The 16,651-nt window shown below is 73.0% G+C and carries 17 protein-coding genes and 1 pseudogene; 11 read left to right on the top strand and 7 right to left on the bottom strand.

Going from position 1 to position 16,651, the window contains the following annotated elements; genetic code table 11:
* Positions 1-23: 23 nt before the first annotated feature.
* From ACF09K_RS29355 to ACF09K_RS29345, 3 genes are read right to left on the bottom strand one after another with little or no spacing between them, the layout of a single operon-like run.
* Positions 24-815, bottom strand: a complete 792-nt coding sequence (locus tag ACF09K_RS29355) for an amino acid ABC transporter ATP-binding protein (RefSeq protein WP_392248326.1) — start codon at positions 813-815, stop codon at positions 24-26.
* A complete protein-coding gene (locus ACF09K_RS29350) occupies positions 812-1,648 on the bottom strand; it encodes an amino acid ABC transporter permease (protein WP_392248324.1) in 837 nt (278 codons plus the stop codon). The genes ACF09K_RS29355 and ACF09K_RS29350 overlap by 4 nt, the downstream gene beginning before the upstream one ends.
* The gene (locus ACF09K_RS29345) at positions 1,645-2,496 is read right to left on the bottom strand and encodes a transporter substrate-binding domain-containing protein (protein WP_392248322.1); all 852 of its coding nucleotides are present in this window, start codon (positions 2,494-2,496) and stop codon (positions 1,645-1,647) included. Before ACF09K_RS29345 ends, ACF09K_RS29350 begins: the two co-directional genes overlap by 4 nt.
* A gap of 174 nt (positions 2,497-2,670) precedes the next feature.
* On the opposite strand from ACF09K_RS29345, the gene ACF09K_RS29340 reads away from it, so the two are divergent.
* From ACF09K_RS29340 to thpD, 6 genes and pseudogenes are all read left to right on the top strand, one after another.
* Complete coding sequence (locus ACF09K_RS29340) at positions 2,671-3,771, top strand: pyridoxal-phosphate-dependent aminotransferase family protein (RefSeq protein ID WP_392248403.1); 1,101 nt, start codon at positions 2,671-2,673, stop codon at positions 3,769-3,771.
* 66 nt (positions 3,772-3,837) lie between these two features.
* Positions 3,838-3,963, top strand: a pseudogene (locus tag ACF09K_RS29335) (DUF664 domain-containing protein); the annotation flags it as partial.
* Positions 3,964-4,257: 294 nt separating this feature from the next.
* Entirely contained in the window at positions 4,258-4,767 is a 510-nt protein-coding gene (ectA, locus tag ACF09K_RS29330; RefSeq protein ID WP_392248320.1) for a diaminobutyrate acetyltransferase, read from the top strand.
* A gap of 131 nt (positions 4,768-4,898) precedes the next feature.
* Complete coding sequence (gene ectB / locus ACF09K_RS29325) at positions 4,899-6,170, top strand: diaminobutyrate--2-oxoglutarate transaminase (protein WP_392248319.1); 1,272 nt, start codon at positions 4,899-4,901, stop codon at positions 6,168-6,170.
* 51 nt (positions 6,171-6,221) lie between these two features.
* The gene (locus ACF09K_RS29320) at positions 6,222-6,626 is read left to right on the top strand and encodes an ectoine synthase (RefSeq protein WP_392248318.1); all 405 of its coding nucleotides are present in this window, start codon (positions 6,222-6,224) and stop codon (positions 6,624-6,626) included.
* A 7-nt stretch (positions 6,627-6,633) separates the two neighbouring features.
* Positions 6,634-7,536, top strand: a complete 903-nt coding sequence (gene thpD / locus ACF09K_RS29315) for an ectoine hydroxylase (RefSeq protein ID WP_392248316.1) — start codon at positions 6,634-6,636, stop codon at positions 7,534-7,536.
* Between the two features lie 102 nt (positions 7,537-7,638).
* Here thpD and ACF09K_RS29310 read toward each other — a convergent pair whose 3' ends face one another.
* The 4 genes from ACF09K_RS29310 to ACF09K_RS29295 form a co-directional block, all read right to left on the bottom strand.
* Entirely contained in the window at positions 7,639-8,691 is a 1,053-nt protein-coding gene (locus ACF09K_RS29310; RefSeq protein WP_392248315.1) for an aminotransferase class V-fold PLP-dependent enzyme, read from the bottom strand.
* A 152-nt stretch (positions 8,692-8,843) separates the two neighbouring features.
* The gene (locus tag ACF09K_RS29305) at positions 8,844-9,560 is read right to left on the bottom strand and encodes a DsbA family oxidoreductase (RefSeq protein ID WP_392248313.1); all 717 of its coding nucleotides are present in this window, start codon (positions 9,558-9,560) and stop codon (positions 8,844-8,846) included.
* A gap of 253 nt (positions 9,561-9,813) precedes the next feature.
* Positions 9,814-10,422, bottom strand: coding sequence for a DUF1349 domain-containing protein (locus ACF09K_RS29300; RefSeq protein ID WP_392248311.1), 609 nt, complete (start codon positions 10,420-10,422; stop codon positions 9,814-9,816).
* A 51-nt stretch (positions 10,423-10,473) separates the two neighbouring features.
* Positions 10,474-12,003 carry an aldehyde dehydrogenase (NADP(+)) gene (locus tag ACF09K_RS29295; protein ID WP_392248309.1) on the bottom strand — a complete coding sequence of 510 codons (1,530 nt, stop codon included), beginning with the start codon at positions 12,001-12,003 and terminating at the stop codon, positions 10,474-10,476.
* 144 nt (positions 12,004-12,147) lie between these two features.
* Here ACF09K_RS29295 and ACF09K_RS29290 point away from each other — a divergent pair, with 144 nt between their 5' ends.
* From ACF09K_RS29290 to ACF09K_RS29270, 5 genes are all read left to right on the top strand, one after another.
* Complete coding sequence (locus ACF09K_RS29290) at positions 12,148-12,921, top strand: IclR family transcriptional regulator (protein ID WP_392248307.1); 774 nt, start codon at positions 12,148-12,150, stop codon at positions 12,919-12,921.
* Positions 12,922-12,924: 3 nt separating this feature from the next.
* Positions 12,925-13,395, top strand: a complete 471-nt coding sequence (locus ACF09K_RS29285; protein ID WP_392248305.1) for a GNAT family N-acetyltransferase — start codon at positions 12,925-12,927, stop codon at positions 13,393-13,395.
* 111 nt (positions 13,396-13,506) lie between these two features.
* On the top strand, positions 13,507-14,529 hold the full coding sequence (locus ACF09K_RS29280) for a hypothetical protein (RefSeq protein WP_392248303.1): 1,023 nt from the start codon (positions 13,507-13,509) through the stop codon (positions 14,527-14,529).
* Complete coding sequence (locus tag ACF09K_RS29275; protein WP_392248301.1) at positions 14,526-15,827, top strand: sensor histidine kinase; 1,302 nt, start codon at positions 14,526-14,528, stop codon at positions 15,825-15,827. Before ACF09K_RS29280 ends, ACF09K_RS29275 begins: the two co-directional genes overlap by 4 nt.
* Positions 15,824-16,480, top strand: coding sequence for a response regulator (locus tag ACF09K_RS29270; RefSeq protein WP_392248299.1), 657 nt, complete (start codon positions 15,824-15,826; stop codon positions 16,478-16,480). Before ACF09K_RS29275 ends, ACF09K_RS29270 begins: the two co-directional genes overlap by 4 nt.
* Positions 16,481-16,651: the final 171 nt, after the last annotated feature.

Raw genomic sequence — 16,651 nt, 5'->3', positions numbered from 1 at the left:
CACCTTAGGGCCTGCCGTCCGGCTCAGGCGCCGCCGCCCACCTGGTCCGAGGTCTCCTCCTCCACGTCGGCCATCGCCGGGTCGAGGAGGCGGGAGAGGAAGTGGCGGGTGCGTTCGTGGCGGGGGGAGCCGATGACCTGCGCGGGGGAGCCGTCCTCGACGATCACTCCGCCGTCCATGAAGACGACCCGGTCGGCGACCTCGCGGGCGAAGGTCATCTCGTGGGTGACGACCATCATGGTCATGCCCTCGTTGGCGAGCATGCGCATGACCGCGAGGACGTCGCCGACCAGTTCGGGGTCGAGTGCCGACGTGGGTTCGTCGAACAGCATCACCTGGGGGCCCATCGCCAGCGCGCGGGCGATGGCCACGCGCTGCTGCTGGCCGCCGGAGAGGGAGGAGGGGTAGGCGGCCGCCTTCTCCGACAGGCCGACCCGTTCCAGGTTCTCGGCGGCGACCCGGGCCGCCTCCGCCTTGCCGCGGCGCAGGACCCGGCGCTGCGGCAGCGTCAGGTTCTCGGTCACCGTCAGGTGGGGGAAGAGGTTGAACTGCTGGAAGACCATGCCGATGCGGCGGCGCACGGCGTCGATGTCGACGTCGGGGTCGGTCAGTTCGACGCCGCCGACGACCACCCGGCCCGCGGTCGGCTCCTCCAGGAGGTTCACGCAGCGCAGCAGGGTCGACTTGCCGGAGCCGGACGGGCCGATGACGCACACGACCTCGCCCCGGCCGATCTCCAGGTCGATGCCGCGCAGCACCTCGTTGTCGCCGAACGCCTTGTGCAGGGCGCGGACCTCGATCTCGGGTCGGCTCATCGCACGGCCTCCTGGGCCTTGGCCTCCATGCGGCGCACGACGAAGCCGAGCGGGATCGTCACCAGCAGGTAGCACAGGCCGGCGACGAGGATGGGGGTGGAGTTGGCGGTGGTGCTGGCCAGGTCGCGGCCGTACTTGGACAGTTCGCGCTCCTCGAGGGTGACGCCGAGGAACAGCACCAGTGAGGAGTCCTTGAACAGCAGGACCAGTTCGTTGGTGAGCGGCGGGAGGATGATGCGGAAGGCCTGCGGGATGATGATCGAGACCATCGCGCGGGCGGGCGAGAAGCCCAGGGAGCGGGCCGCCTCCAGCTGCCCCTTGGGCACCGCCTGGATGCCCGCGCGGATGGTCTCGGCCATGTACGCCGCCGCCACCAGGCCGAGGGCCAGGGCGACCTTGCCGTACGTGCCGCCGACGATCTCCGTGCCGGGGAAGGCCAGGGGCACGGCGACGCCGATGAAGATGAAGATCAGCAGGGCGGGCAGACCGCGGAAGATCTCGATGTAGATCCCGGCGAGCCAGCGGTAGGGGCCGACGGAGGACAGCCGCATCAGCGCGATGACCATGCCGAGGGCCAGCCCGACGGCGAAGCCGGACAGCGTGTAGAGCACGGTGTTCTTCAGCGCCAGCGTGATGACGTCCGGGAACATCTGCTCGGCGATGTCCGCCTGCGCGAACTGGTTCTTCAGCCGGCCCCAGTCCGCCGAGAGCGCGAACGCGACCAGGGCGGCGACGAAGACGACGTACTGGGCACCCCGCGAGAGCCTGCGCTTCTGGGTCCGCGTCAGCCCCTTGCGCCGGGGCGGGACTTCGAGCTTCGTGGCGTCGCTCATGAGGCGGACGGGGAGGCCGCGGCGGCGTCGTACGGGCCGATCCACTGCTCGTAGAGCTTCTTGTACGTGCCGTCGGCCCTGGCGTCGGCGATCGCCTTGTCGATGGCCGCCACCAGCTTCGTGTTGCCCTTCTTCACCGTGAAGCCGTACTGCTCGCCGGTGTTGAGGTTGTCGACGACCTCGAAGGCGTCCGCGGTGGCCTTGTCCTTCAGCCAGCCCTGGACGACCGGGTAGTCGATGACGACGGCCTTGACCTGGCCGGTGCGCAGGCCGTTGAGGACGGCGTCGGAGGACTCGAAGGAGACCGGGTCGAAGCCCTGCTTCGTCACGTAGTCCTCGCCGGTGGTCTGCGCCTGCGCGCCGAGCTTGACGTTCTTCGACTTGATCTCGGCGAGGGAGTCCACCCCGGCGTCCTTGGCGACCAGGACGGCCTGCGTGGCGTCGAAGTAGGGGTCGGAGAAGTCGACGTTCTTCTTGCGCTCCTCGGTGATGGTCATGCCGGCCGCGGCCAGGTCGCACTCGCCGGAGTTGAGGAAGGCGCCGGTCTTGAAGTTCTCGAACGGCGTGTCGCGGATCTCCTGCTCGACGCCCAGGTCCTTGGCGACCAGGTCGATCAGGGAGACGTCGAAGCCCTGCACCTTGCCGTCGATCTCCGACTGGAACGGCGGGTAGGGCAGGTGGGTGCAGGTGGTGAGCTGCCCCGCCTTGACCAGCTCCACACCGCCCGCGGCGGTCTTGGACCCGCTGCCGCCGTCGTCGCTGGAGGTGCAGGCGGCCACGAGCATCAGCCCGGCCGCAGCGGTGGTGGCGGCCAGGACACGGGTGCGACGCCCGAGGAGCGTGTTCACGGCGGGCCTTCCTGTGGGGGAACTGGAGGTTCCGATTATAAGGAGAAGTTTGAGGCTCTCAAATCAAACCCTTGGCAGCCGGGTCGTTCCGCCTAAGAAGTCGCCGGTCAGGGGGACGGGGGTCACGTTGGTTACCCTCGTCACCCCTACCCCGTGAGTGAAGAGAGCACCGCCGTGACGCACCCCTTCCTGGATCTCGCTCCGCTGACCGCCGCCCGGTTCGCCTCCGTCGAGGACCGGGTGGCCCGGCTGCTGGACACCCGGCAGGACGTCGTGATCACGCAGGGCGAGGCGCTGCTGCCGCTGGAGGGCGCGATCCGCGGGACGGCCGGACCGGGCACGACCGCGCTGAACGTGATCACCGGCCCGTACGGGCAGACCTTCGGCGACTGGCTGCGCGACTGCGGCGCCACCGTGATCGACCTCGCGGTGCCCTTCCACACGACGGTCACCGCCGAGCAGGTCCGCGCGGCCTTCGCCGAGCACCCGGGGATCGACTTCGTGTCGCTGGTGCACGCCGAGGCGGCCACCGGCAACACCAACCCGGTCGCGGAGATCGGCGAGGTGGTGAAGGAGCACGGCGCGCTGTTCTACCTGGACGCCGTGGCCTCCGTGGGCGCCGAGCCGGTACTGCCGGACGCCTGGGGCGTGGACCTGTGCGTGATCGGCGCGCAGAAGGCGATGGGCGGGCCGGCGGGCGTGTCGGCGGTGTCGGTGAGCGAGCGGGCGTGGGCCCGGATGGCCGCCAACCCGCGGGCGCCGCGCCGCTCCTACCTGTCGTTGCTGGACTGGAAGGAGCGGTGGATCGACGGCGGCCGCAAGGCCCTGCTGCACGCGCCGGCGCAGCTGGAGATGCTGGCGCTCGAGGCGTGCGTGGAGCGGATCGAGGCGGAGGGCCTGGAGACCGTGATGGCCCGGCACGCGTCCGCCGCCGCCGCGACGCGCGCGGGGGCGCTGGCGCTGGGGGGCGGCCTGGAGCCGTACGTGCACGAGGCGCGCGAGGCGGCGCCCGTCGCCACCACGCTCAGGGCGCCCTCGGGCGTGGTGGCGTCGGAACTGGTGGCGCGGGCGCTGGCGAGCGACCCCGCGGTGCCGCTGGCCGCGGGCGGGGGCGCGCTGGCCGAGGAGATGATCCGGGTCAACCACTACGGGGCGGACGCGACGCCGGGGGCGGTCCGCGGCAGCCTCACGGCCCTGGGCGCGGCACTCGCCGAGAAGGGCCTGGACGTGGACCTGACAGGCGCGCTGCGGGCGGCGGAGCAGGCCTGGCGGTGAGGGCGGCCGGGGGACGGCCCGGCGGCGACGGCCGGTCGGGCGGGCCCGGCGGCGGCTGGTCGGGCGGGCCCGGCGGCGGGCGCGGAGGTCGGTCTGCGCTGGGTGCTGATCCACCTCGTCGAGGAGTACGCGCGGCACAACGGCCACGCGGACGTTCTGCGGGAGCGGATCGACGGAGTCACCGGAGCCTGAACACGGGCGATGACGACCTTTTCCCGTCGTCTTTTACGGGCGCCTTTCCCTGCCCCTTTTCCCTCTCTATTCCCCGGATGACTTTTCCTGGTTCTCCTGCCCGCACATCCAGGGCTTAAACGCAGAGATTTTTCGAGCACATTACGGGCGCGTGACGCATTGCACAGGGCTGGCGTTCTGTCCCGTTATGCGCGGTGCATAACGGGACAGAACGGAAGGCACACACGGGGGCATCACGAAATCGCCGCTGCCTCTCCATGCATTTTTTAATTTCCCTCGGTAAGTTCAATGCGCATGACTGCCACACAAGCAGACCTGCGGATCGACCGCCCTTCGGTGGCGGACGGGGCCGCTCTCTGGCGTATCGCGAAGGAATCCGGGAACCTCGATCTGAACTCCTCCTACAGCTATCTGCTGTGGTGCCGGGACTTCGCCGACACCTCCGCGGTGGCGCGCGCCGGGGGTGGCGAACCGGTCGGGTTCGTCACCGGATACGTCCGCCCCGAGGCGCCGCGGACGCTGCTCGTCTGGCAGGTGGCGGTCGACGACGCGTACCGCGGCCGCGGCCTGGCCGCCGCGCTGCTCGACGGGCTGACCGCCCGGGTGGCCGCCGAGCGCCCCCTCACCACCGTCGAGACCACCATCACCCCGGGCAACACCGCCTCCGAGAGGCTGTTCACCTCCTACGCCGCCCGGCACGGCGCGGACGTCACGCGTGAGGTCCTGTTCGGCACCGACCTGTTCCCGGACGGCCCCCACGACCCCGAAGTGCTTTACCGCATAGGCCCGTTGACCCTCACCTGAGTCACCCCGGCCGCACGCGACACCGGCCGCACGATCACCCGGCGACACGGGCACCCGCGTCGCCGGCCTCCGCACGACTCCCCCGCACGACTCCCTCCGTACGACCCCACCGCATCGAGGAGCGTTTCGCCGTGACCATCACCCAGCCCGACCTCAGCGTGTTCGAGACCCTCGAGTCCGAGGTGCGCAGCTACTGCCGCGGCTGGCCCGTCGTCTTCGACCGGGCGCGGGGCAGCCGCATGCACGACGAGGACGGCCACTCCTACCTGGACTTCTTCGCCGGTGCCGGGTCGCTCAACTACGGGCACAACAACCCGGTGCTGAAACGGGCGCTGATCGACTACCTGATGCGCGACGGCGTCACCCACGGGCTGGACATGTCCACCGTCGCCAAACGGACCTTCCTGCAGACCTTCCAGGACCTGGTGCTGCGGCCGCGGGACCTGCCGTACAAGGTCATGTTCCCGGGCCCGACGGGCACCAACGCCGTGGAGTCCGCGCTGAAGCTGGCGCGGAAGGTGAAGGGGCGCGAGGCGATCGTGTCGTTCACCAACGCCTTCCACGGGATGTCGCTCGGCTCGCTCGCCGTCACCGGGAACGCCTTCAAGCGGGCCGGGGCGGGCGTCCCGCTGGTGCACGGCACGCCGATGCCGTTCGACAACTACTTCGACGGCCGGGTCCCGGACTTCCTGTGGTTCGAACGGCTGCTGGAGGACCAGGGCTCGGGCCTCAACAAGCCGGCCGCCGTGATCGTCGAGACGGTGCAGGGCGAGGGCGGCATCAACGTGGCCCGCCCGGAGTGGCTGCGAGCGCTGGCCGAGCTGTGCGAGCGGCAGGACATGCTGCTGATCGTCGACGACATCCAGATGGGGTGCGGGCGCACCGGGGCCTTCTTCTCCTTCGAGGAGGCGGGCATCACCCCCGACATCGTCACCGTGTCCAAGTCGATCAGCGGCTACGGCCTGCCGATGTCGCTGTGCCTGTTCAAGCCCGAACTGGACGTGTGGGAGCCCGGCGAGCACAACGGCACCTTCCGCGGCAACAACCCGGCCTTCGTCACCGCCACCGCCGCCCTGGAGACCTACTGGGCCGACGGGTCGGCGATGGAGAAGCAGACCCGTCAGCGCGGCGAGCAGGTCGAGCAGGGGCTGGTCTCGATCGCCGAGGAGAACCTCGCCGACGTCAAGGAGTACCGGGGCCGCGGCCTGGTGTGGGGCCTGGAGTTCCACGACAGGTCCCGCGCCGGACGGGTCGCCGCCCGTGCCTTCGAACTCGGGCTGCTGATCGAGACGTCCGGGCCCGAGAGCGAGGTCGTCAAGCTGCTGCCGGCGCTCACCGTCACGCCCGAGGAGGTGGACGAGGGCATGAGCGCCCTGGCCCGCGCCGTCCGCGAGACCGCCTGACGGTCCGTCACCGAAAACCACCGTCCCCTACCCGGGAGGCATCTCACCACCGTGATCGTCCGTTCGTTCAAGGAACTCGAAGGCACCGACCGGCACGTGAAGTCGGCGTCCGGCACCTGGGAGAGCAAGCGCATCGTCCTCGCCAGGGAGAGGGTCGGCTTCTCGCTGCACGAGACGGTCCTCTACGCCGGCACGGAGACGTCGATGTGGTACGCGAACCACGTCGAGGCCGTCGTCTGCGTGGAGGGCGAGGCCGAACTCACCGACCACGAGACCGGGCTGACGCACACCGTCACGCCCGGCACCATGTACCTCCTCGACGGGCACGAGCGGCACACGCTCCGCGTCAAGGAGGACTTCCGCTGCATCTGCGTGTTCAACCCGCCCGTCACCGGACGGGAGGACCACGACGAGAACGGCGTCTATCCCCTGCTCACCGAGCCCGAGGAGGTGTGACATCCCCATGACCACCGTCACCGGCACCACCGTCACCGATCTCTACCCCAGCCGCGGCGCCACCGAGGTGACCGTCCCCCGCCAGGACCCGGTCGTCTGGGGCGCCCCGGACGCACCCGGCCCGTTCGAGCCGCTCGACCTCCAGTCGTTCGAGCGGGACGGCTTCGCCACCGTCGACCGGCTCCTCACCGACGACGAGGTCGCCGTCTACAAGCGGGAGCTGGACCGGCTGGTGGCCGACCCGGCGATCCGGGCCGACGACCGGTCGATCGTCGAGCCGAAGTCGAAGGAGATCCGGTCCGTCTTCGAGGTGCACCGGATCAGCGAGGTCTTCGCCCGGCTGGTGCGCGACGAGCGGGTCGTCGGGCGGGCCCGCCAGCTCCTCGGCTCCGACGTGTACGTCCACCAGTCGCGCATCAACGTCAAGCCCGGCTTCGGCGCCTCCGGCTTCTACTGGCACTCCGACTTCGAGACCTGGCACGCCGAGGACGGGCTGCCCCGGATGCGGACGGTGTCCGTCTCGATCGCGCTGACCGAGAACCACGACACCAACGGCGGCCTGATGATCATGCCGGGTTCGCACAAGACGTTCCTGGGCTGCGCCGGCGCCACGCCGAAGGACAACTACAAGCGGTCGCTCCAGATGCAGGACGCGGGCACGCCCTCCGACGAGGCGCTGACCGAGATGGCGTCCGCGTACGGCATCAGGCTGTTCACGGGGCGGGCCGGTTCGGCGACCTGGTTCGACTGCAATTGCATGCACGGGTCCGGCGACAACATCACGCCGTTCCCGCGCAGCAACGTCTTCATCGTGTTCAACAGCGTGGAGAACGCCGCGGTGGAGCCGTTCGCGGCGCCGGTGCGGCGGCCCGAGTTCATCGGCGCCCGCGACTTCACGCCGGTGCGCTGACGCCACCGCCCTCCGGTGCGCCGACGCCACCGCCCTCCGGTGCGCCGACGCCGCCACCCGCCGTCGGACCGAGCCCGCCCACCGGACCTCCGGGCGGCGGGCTCAGCCCGACAGCGCGTCCAGCAGCCGGTCCACGTCCGCCGCCGTGTTGAACAGGTGGAAGGCCGCGCGCAGGTTGCCCGCGCGGTCGGAGACCTCGATGCCCGCGCGGCTCAGCTCCGGCTGCCGGACGCCGAGGCCGGGCACCGAGACGATCGCCGAACCGGGCGCGGGCACGGGCTCGTGGCCGAGCGCCGCGAGCCCGGCCCGGAACCGGTCGGCGAGGGCCAGGTCGTGGGCCCGTACGGCGGCGACGCCGAGTTCCTCGATCAGTTCGAGGGACCGGCGCAGCCCCGCGTAGGTGAACAGGGCGTGGCTCAGGTCGAACCGCCGTGCCGAGTGGGCGAGTTCGGCGACCGGGCCGTAGCAGCTGTCCCACGGCGCCTCGGCGGCGACCCAGCCGGCCAGCAGCGGGGTGAGTCCGCCGAAGTCCTCCGGGACCACGAGGAAGGCGGCCCCGTGCGGGCCGAGCAGCCACTTGAAGGAGACGGACACGGAGTAGTCGTACGCGCCGGCGTCCATCGGCAGCCAGCCGGCGGACTGGGAGAAGTCGACGTAGGTGCGCGCTCCGTGGGCGCGGGCCGCCTCGCGCAGGGCGGGCAGGTCCGCGATCCGCCCGTCGGCGGACTGGGCGGCGCTGACCGCGACGAGCGCGGTGCCGGGGCGGACGGCCTCGGCGAGCCGCTCCAGCGGGACCGCGCGGACCTTGAGGTCGCCGCGGACGTGGAACGGGTTCAGCACCGAGGTGAAGTCGTCCTCCGCGGTGAGGACCTCGGCGCCCGCGGGCAGTGCGGCGGCGATCACGCCGGTGTGCGCGGCGACCGAGGCGCCGGCCGCGACCCGGCCGACGGGGACGCCGGCGAGCCGGGCATAGGCCGCCCGGCTCGCCTCGACGTCCGCGTGGAGCGAGGTCAGCGGCCTGCCCTCGGCCCGCAGCAGCGCCGCCTCGTGCAGGGCGGTGACGGTACGGGCGGGCAGCAGGCCGTTGCTCGCGGTGTTGAGGTAGGTGTTCTTCGGGGCGAACTCGGTGCGGACGAGGTTCTCGAAGGTCTCCATGGCTCCACTGTGCGGTGCCGCGAAGTCCACGTCCATCGCGTCTTTCTGCCCGGTTTCCCCAAGGAACGCTTATGAGTCGGGCTTGAGCTGGTCTTTCGGCCCCGGCCGCGCCCGGGCGCCCGCCCCTCCGGTTCTCCGGTGCTTCGGTCCCTTCAGTGCTGCGGTACCGCGCATCCGTCCGGGCCGCAGGCCTCGGCGTCGCCCTGGTCGACGAGCCGGAGCGGGGAGCGCTCGCCCCAGGCCTGCGTCAGGGCCTGGGTGAAGACCTCGGCGGGCTGGGCGCCGGAGACGCCGTACGTGCGGTCGAGGACGAAGAAGGGCACGCCGTTCGCGCCGAGCCGGGCGGCCTCGCGCTCGTCGGCGCGGACCTCGTCGGCGTAGGCGGCCGGGTCGGCGAGGACCGCGCGCGCCTCGTCGGCGTCGAGGCCGGCCTCGACGGCCAGTTCCACGAGCCGTTCGTCGCCCTCGTCGAACAGGGAGCGCTCCTCGGCGAAGTTGGCCCGGTACAGGAGCTGGATCAGCTCGTCCTGGCGGCCCCGCTCCTTGGCGAGGTGCAGCAGCCGGTGCATGTCGAAGGTGTTGCCGTGGTCGCGCCCGCGGGTGCGGTAGTCGAGGCCCTCGGCGGCGGCCTGGACGCCGAGGTTGTCCTCGCCGGCCTGGGCCTGGGCCTCGCTCATGCCGTACTTCTTGGTGAGCATGGCCAGCACGGGCTGGACGTCGCCCTTGGCGCGGCCGGGGTCCAGCTCGAAGGAGCGGTGCACGACCTCGACCTGGTCGCGGTGCGGGAAGGCGTCGAGCGCCTTCTCGAAGCGGGCCTTGCCCACGTAGCACCACGGGCAGGCGATGTCGCTCCAGATCTCGACGCGCATGTCTCGGCTCTCTCCAGGTCGTGCGGGTACGGAGACTCCCTCCGGCGACTGCGTGAACGTTCAAGCGGTTCGGTTCATTCCCCGCCCGGCCCCGGCCGGTCCGGCCGGTCCGGCCGGTCCGGCCCGTCCTGTCCGAATCCGCTCCGCCGGACCCCGCCCCGCCCGACTCCGCTGCGTCGCGGCCCCGCCCGGCCCCGCTCCGCCCGGACCGTCACGGCCCCGCTCCGCCCGGTGCGGCCGTGACGGTCCCCGGTCAGCTGCCGTCGCGGAGGTCGTCCGGCCACTTCGGGCGGAACTCCAGATGGTCGTAGGTGACGACGCACCCCTCCCCCATCGGCGCCTGCGCCATGAAGCCGACCAGGGCCGCGCCCGTCTCCGTCTCGTCGCCCAGGGTGAACAGCCGGACGAAGATCCACCGCTTGCCGTCGCGGGAGGCGTGGAAGGCGAACGCCCGGCCGGTCCTGCTCACCCGGAGCCAGACCGAACCACCCTCCACCGTGAAGGAGTTGGCGTCGTCGGAGTGGCCGCGGGTGACCACCGTGCAGACGGTGGGCACGTCCGGGGAGTACTCCAGGCAGAGCTTGGCCCAGGCCCGTTCGCCGACGTGGACGTACAGCACCCCGGCGTCGAAGGCACCGTTGAAGCCGACGGTCACCCGGGCGATGAGCTGGAAGTCGCCCTCGGGCGCCCCCAGCAGCCTGGGGGCGTCGCCGGCCGGGTCCAGCGCCTCCGCGGTGGGCGGCACGAACCGGTCCTGGCGGGGACCGGCCCACGCGGTGAGGACCCCGTCCTCGTGGCTCCAGTGCCCGTCGGGCCCGTAGGTGCGCAGCGGGAAGGGCAGTTCGGGCAGTTCGAGGTCCATGCGGGGAGTCTTCCCGATCCTTGTGTCGGCCGGGCCGTCACCCGGCGCCGGTCAGCGTTCGAGGCGGTTGTCGAAGCGCCGCGGCAGGCCGAGCGGGTTGTCGTCGCGCAGCTCGGGCGGCAGCAGGGCCTCGGGGGCGTTCTGGTAGGCGACCGGGCGCAGCCAGCGCTCGATGGCCGTGCCGCCCACGGAGGTGGAGGTGGAGGTGGTCGCCGGGTAGGGGCCGCCGTGGTGCTGCGCGGGGGCCACGGCGACACCGGTCGGCCAGCCGTTCACCAGCACGCGGCCGGCGAGCGGGGTGAGTTCGGCGAGGATCTCGGCGCCGCGGCCCTCGCCGGCGGCCTCCCGCGTCGACAGGTGCACGGTGGCCGTGAGGTTGCCGGGCAGCCGCGAGAGGACGGACCGCGCCTGGTCGTCGTCGTCGTAGCGCGCCACCACGGTCACCGGGCCGAAGCACTCCTCCAGGAGCAGGTCGTACGCCCCCTCCTCGGTGAGCTTCCCGGCCGGAACGGTCAGGAAGCCCGCGCTCACGGTGTGCTCGCCGCCCGCCCCGGGGGTGACCGGCGTCTCGACCTCGGGCAGCTGCGCCCGCTCGGTGACGCCGGCGAGGAAGTTGTCGCGCATGCGGTGGTCGAGCAGGACGCCCGCGTCGGTGTCGCTGACCGCGTCGGTCAGGGACTTCACGAGGCCGTCGCCGGCCGCGCCGGAGGGGACGAGGACCAGGCCCGGCTTCACGCAGAACTGTCCGACGCCCAGCGTCATGGAGCCGGCGAGGCCGGTCCCGATGGCCTCCGCGCGCTCGGCGGCGGCGGCCTCGGTCACGACCACCGGGTTGAGCGAGCCCAGCTCGCCGTGGAAGGGGATCGGCACGGGCCGTGCGGCCGCCGCGTCGAACAGCGCGCGGCCGCCCCGGATCGAGCCGGTGAAGCCGGCGGCGGCGATCAGCGGGTGCCCGATCAGCTCGACGCCCGCCTCGAAGCCGTGCACGAGGCCCAGCACGTCGCCGGGGACGCCGTGCTCGGCGGCGGCCCGGCGGACCACCTTGGCGACCAGCTCGGACAGGCCCGGGTGGTCGGGGTGGGACTTGACGACGACCGGGTTGCCCGCGGCCAGCGCGCTCGCGGTGTCGCCGCCGGCGACGGAGAACGCGAAGGGGAAGTTGGACGCCGAGTAGACGGCGACGACGCCCAGCGGCACCTTGTAGCGGCGCAGGTCCGGCACGGGCGGGGTCGCGGTGTCGTCGGGGTGGTTGATGACGACGTCGAGGAAGGCGCCCTCCTCGACGATGTCGGCGAAGGCGCGCAGCTGGTAGCAGGTGCGGGCGAGTTCGCCGGTCAGCCGGACCGGGCCGAGGGCGGTCTCGGCGTCGGCCACCTCGACGAGCTGGTCCCTGGCGGCCTCCAGCCGGTCCGCGGCGGTGCGCAGGAAGGCGGTGCGGACGGTGCGGTCGGCGAGGGCCGCGCGGGTGTCGTGCGCGGCGCGGACGACGGAGTCCACCTCCTGGGCCGTGGCCTCCACCGCGACCTGTTCACGCTGCTTCCCGGTTCGGGGGTCGACACTCCAGACTGGTGCTGCTGCCACCGCGGGTCCCTCCACGTTCGTCGCCGCATCGCAATGCCGCTGTCTCTACCTCACCACCAGGGATGTTCGATATACTGAACGCTGTCTCCGATGATGAATATGCTGTCGGAGACTATTTCCCGTCGAACGAAGGGGTCAAGGGCGATGTCGGCTGGCGAGACGGGGGGCGGGGCGCAGGTCAAGTCCGCGGTGCGGACGGTTGAACTGCTCGAATACTTCGCCGGCCGCCCCGGAATGCACTCCCTCGCGTCGGTCCAGGAGGCCGTCGGCTATCCCAAGTCCAGCCTCTACATGCTGCTGCGCACGCTGGTGGAGCTGGGCTGGGTGGAGACGGACGCGACGGGCACGCGGTACGGCATCGGCGTGCGGGCCCTGCTGGTCGGCACGTCCTACATCGACGGCGACGAGGTGGTCGCGGCCGCCCGCCCCACGCTGGACCGGCTGTCGGACGACACCACCGAGACGATCCACCTGGCCCGGCTGGACGGCACCAACGTGGTGTACCTCGCCACCCGCCAGTCCCAGCACTACCTGCGGCCCTTCACCCGGGTCGGGCGCCGGCTGCCCGCCCACTCCACCTCCCTGGGCAAGGCGCTGCTGAGCACGTACACCGACGAGCAGGTGCGCAAGCTGCTCCCGGAGACGCTGCCCGCGCTGACCGAGCACACCCTCACCGACCGCGAGAAGCTCATCGAGGAGCTGCACCAGGTCCGCGAGCAGGGCTTCGCCGTGGACCGGGAGGAGAACACGCTGGGGCTGCGCTGCTTCGGCGTCGCGATCCCGTACCGCACCCCCGCGCGCGACGCGATCAGCTGCTCGGTGCCGGTGGCCCGGCTGACGCCGGCGCACGAGCAGCTGGTGAAGGACGCGTTGTTCGACGCGCGCGACCGGCTGACACTGGCGACCCGTAGGCTCTGAGGCATGGAGATCGCCCTTCGCCCGGTCCACGACAGCGATCTGCCGGTGTTCTACCGGCAGATGAACGATCCCGAGTCCCTGCGGATGGCCGCGTTCACCCCGAAGGACCCGGCCGACCGGGACGCCTTCGACGCCCACTGGCAGCGGATCCGCGCCTCCACCGCCGTGGTGCGCGCGATCCTGGCCGACGGCGACGTGGTGGGCAGCGCGTCGGTCTACGGCGAACCGGGCGAGCGCGAGGTGACGTACTGGGTGGACCGCTCCCACTGGGGGCGCGGCATCGCCACGGCCGCGCTGCGGGTGCTCCTCGCCGAGGTCCCCGAACGCCCGCTGTACGCGCGCGCGGCCGACGACAACGCCGGCTCCCGGCGCGTCCTGGAGAAGTGCGGCTTCCGGATGACCGCGCGGGCCACGGGGTTCGCCCAGGCGCGCGGTGCGGAGATCGACGAGGTCGTCCTGGTGCTGGAGGGCTGACCCGCGGGAGGGGGGCCGTCCTCCGGGAGGAGGGCTCCTCCCCCGCGCGGCGGAGGCTGATCCTCATCGCGCTCGATGTGCCGGGGACGGTCCGTGCGCGAGCGTGGCGGCATGACCCAGTCGCTCACCCCGCGCCCCGTCGCGCACCCCGCCGCCCGGTCCACGCCTTCGGGTACGCGCAGGCTGCTGCGCGCCGTCACGATCGCCGCCTGTCTGCCGTACCTGACCCTGAAGGTCGTCTGGGTGGCCGGCGGGCGCCTCGGCATTCCGGCGGGCAGCCCGCTGCTGGAGCATCCGACCGCCATGGTGGCCGCCAACCTCCTCACCGTCCTCATGGACGGCGCGGTGATCGTGCTGGCCCTGCTGCTGACCCGGCCGTGGGGACTGCGGGTGCCGGCCTGGCTGCTCGTGCCGCCCCTGTGGGCCGCGTCGGGGCTGCTCGCGCCGATCATGACGGGCTATCCGCTCCAGATGCTGGTGCGCGCGTTCGGCGGCAGCGCCGGGGGCACCTCGGGCGGCTCGGACGAACCCTTCCTGCGGGAGTGGGTGTTCGTCCTCGTGTACGCCGGGTTCATCGTGCAGGGGCTGGCGTTGGGCGCGCTCGGCCTGCTGTACGCGCGGGACCGCTGGGGGCACGTGTGGCGCGGCCGGACGGGGGACCTGCCGGCCGGCCTCATGGGCACGCGGCACCGGGCGGCCGCCGTGGCCGCCGCCGTGGTGGCCCTGTTCCCGCTGGCCCTGCGGCTGCTGTGGGCCTGTGGCGGCACGACCGGACTGAGCGAGAGCCAGATCGCCGGCCGGAGCAGCGACTTCCACGTCCTGGAGTCCTTGTACGTCGTGTTCCTGCTGGTCGCGGTCACCGGCGGCTGGCTGCTGGCGTTCCGGCGGTGCCCGGGGCTGCCGGTGCGGGTGCCGCTCGCCCTCGCCTGGACGGGGTCCGGTGCCGTGGCGTGCTGGGGCGGCTGGATGGCCCTCGCCGTCCTCGTCGCCGACGATCCGGCGGACCGGCCCACGTCGTCGACGCTGCTCACCTACGCTGGCCAGATGATCGTCGGGATCCTGGTCGCCACCGTCGCCGTCCGCCACGCCCGCTCGCTGTCCGCCCCGGCGGCGCGGCGCCGGCCGGGGCCGTGACGGCCTTCCTCCGGCCGCTGTTCGGCCGGCGGGCGCGGCTGCGCTGGCTCCACCTGGTCCTCGGCGGCGCGCTCGCCGTGCCGTACGTGCTGGCCGGTGAGGTCGTCCTCGGGCCGGTCACCGGCTGGGCGGACGTCCTCGGTTCGCTGCCCCTGCAACTCGCGGCGTTCGCGACGGGCCTGCCGGTCGCCGCCGTCACGGCCCTGTTCCCGCCGGTCAGACCGCTGGAGGCGGGCGCGGTGCGCTGGCTGTGCGGGGTCGGGCCGGGTCTGCTGGCGTACGGCCCGGCCCGCACCCGGGGCGAGAAGGGCCGGACGGCCGCCTGGTTCACGCTGCACCTGGGGATCGGCGCGATCGTCGCCGGGTTGTCCCTGGCGGTGCCGCCGTTCGCCGTGGTGCTGATGGCGCTGCCGTTCTCCGCGGGGCTGCGGCACAGCCGGTTCGGGATGCCGGAGGTGTGGGGGGAGGGCTGGGTCCTGGCGCTCGCCCCGGTGGCCGGCGCCGCCCTGCTGGTCGCGCTCGCCGGGTGCGCGGCCGGCGGCGGTGCCCTGCTCGCCCGGTGGGCGCCGGCCCTGCTCGGGCCGAGTGCCCGGGACCGGCTGGCGGCGGCCGAGGCACGCGCCGCCGACCTCGCCGTGCGCAACCGGCTGGCGCGCGAGCTGCACGACTCCGTGGGGCACGCGCTGAGCGCGGTCATGCTCCAGGCGGGCGCGGCCCGGCGGGTCCTGGACACGGACCCCGGCTTCGTGCGCGAGGCGCTCGCCGCGATCGAGGACACCACCCGGCGCACCGTCGGTGAACTCGACGCCGTCCTGGGCGTGCTGCGGGACGGCGACCCCACCGGCACCGCGCCCGCGCCGACCCTCGCCGCCGACCTGGACGGCCTGCTGCGGCGCACCCGCGCGGCCGGGCCCCGCATCACCGCGACGGTCACGGCCGACGTCGCGACGCTGCCGCCGCCGGTGTCCCGCGAGGCCTACCGCATCGTGCAGGAGGGGCTGAGCAACGCCCTCCGGCACGGCGGCGACCGGAGGGCCGTGGCCCTGCGGATCGACGCGGCCGGCGACCACCTGGAGATCACCCTCGCCAACGCCCTGGCCGCGCCGGGTCCCGCCGCGCGTCCCGCCGCGGACCGGCCCGGCGGCGGCCACGGGCTGCGCGGCATCGCCGACCGGGCGCGGCTGCTCGGCGGGACGTTCGAGGCGGGAGCGGTCCAGGGACGGTGGCGGCTGCGCGTACGGCTGCCGCTGACGGTGCCCGGCGCGCACCGCCGGACGGCGACGGAGGGACCCGCATGAGCCGCCCGCCGGTGCGGATCGTCCTCGCCGACGACGAACGCATGGTGCGCACCGCGCTGCGCGTCATCCTCGCCGCGGAGCCGGACCTGGAGGTGGTCGGCGAGGCCGCGGACGGCGCCGAGGCCGTGTCCGTCGTCCGGGAGACCCGGCCCGACGTGGTCCTCATGGACGTGCGCATGCCGCGGACGGACGGGCTGCGCGCCACCGAACAGATCCTCGCCACGCTCGCCGACCCGCCGCGGATCGTCGTCCTGACCACCTTCGAGAACGACTCCTACGTGTACGACGCCCTGCGCGCCGGAGCCGCCGGGTTCCTGCTGAAACGGGCGGACGCCGAGGAACTGGTGCAGGCCGTGCGGCTGGTGGCGCGCAGCGACAGCCTGCTGTTTCCGGCGGCGGTGCGGGCGCTGGCCGTGGGGCACGCGCGCGCGTGTCCCGCGCCGCCGTGGGTGGCGCGGCTCACCGCGCGGGAGAGCGAGGTGCTGCGGCTGATGGCGGCCGGGCTGACCAACGCGGAGATCGCCCGCCGGATGGGGGTGGGACCGGCCACGGTGAAGACGCACGTGGCGGCCGTCCTCGCGAAGACCGGCGCCCGGGACCGCACCCAGGCCGTGATCGCGGCGTACGAGGCCGGGTTCATGGACGCCCGCTGAGGCGTCCGGGCGGAGGGGGACGATCGCGTCCGCCCCGTCCGCCCCGTTCTCCCCGTCCGCCCCGTCCGTCCGGCCGATCGCGGTGGACAAGGGTGGACAGGACGGTCGGACGCGCCTGCCGTCCTCGCGCCGCCGCCGGTGACCAGGGGGAAGGAGCCGGTGCGCGCACCC

Source organism: Streptomyces sp. NPDC014882, from assembly GCF_043081325.1.
GTDB lineage: Bacteria > Actinomycetota > Actinomycetes > Streptomycetales > Streptomycetaceae > Streptomyces.
The sequence above is the reverse complement of the archived record's forward strand: the minus strand, read 5'-3'. Positions and strand labels throughout refer to the sequence as shown.

Coding starts and splice junctions, on each gene's coding strand:
- ACF09K_RS29355 (WP_392248326.1), bottom strand. CDS start 815: ATGAGCCGACCCGAGATCGAGGTCCGCGCCCTGCACAAGGCGTTCGGC.
- ACF09K_RS29350 (WP_392248324.1), bottom strand. CDS start 1,648: ATGAGCGACGCCACGAAGCTCGAAGTCCCGCCCCGGCGCAAGGGGCTG.
- ectA (WP_392248320.1), top strand. CDS start 4,258: ATGACTGCCACACAAGCAGACCTGCGGATCGACCGCCCTTCGGTGGCG.
- thpD (WP_392248316.1), top strand. CDS start 6,634: ATGACCACCGTCACCGGCACCACCGTCACCGATCTCTACCCCAGCCGC.
- ACF09K_RS29310 (WP_392248315.1), bottom strand. CDS start 8,691: ATGGAGACCTTCGAGAACCTCGTCCGCACCGAGTTCGCCCCGAAGAAC.
- ACF09K_RS29305 (WP_392248313.1), bottom strand. CDS start 9,560: ATGCGCGTCGAGATCTGGAGCGACATCGCCTGCCCGTGGTGCTACGTG.
- ACF09K_RS29300 (WP_392248311.1), bottom strand. CDS start 10,422: ATGGACCTCGAACTGCCCGAACTGCCCTTCCCGCTGCGCACCTACGGG.
- ACF09K_RS29290 (WP_392248307.1), top strand. CDS start 12,148: ATGTCGGCTGGCGAGACGGGGGGCGGGGCGCAGGTCAAGTCCGCGGTG.
- ACF09K_RS29285 (WP_392248305.1), top strand. CDS start 12,925: ATGGAGATCGCCCTTCGCCCGGTCCACGACAGCGATCTGCCGGTGTTC.
- ACF09K_RS29280 (WP_392248303.1), top strand. CDS start 13,507: ATGACCCAGTCGCTCACCCCGCGCCCCGTCGCGCACCCCGCCGCCCGG.
- ACF09K_RS29270 (WP_392248299.1), top strand. CDS start 15,824: ATGAGCCGCCCGCCGGTGCGGATCGTCCTCGCCGACGACGAACGCATG.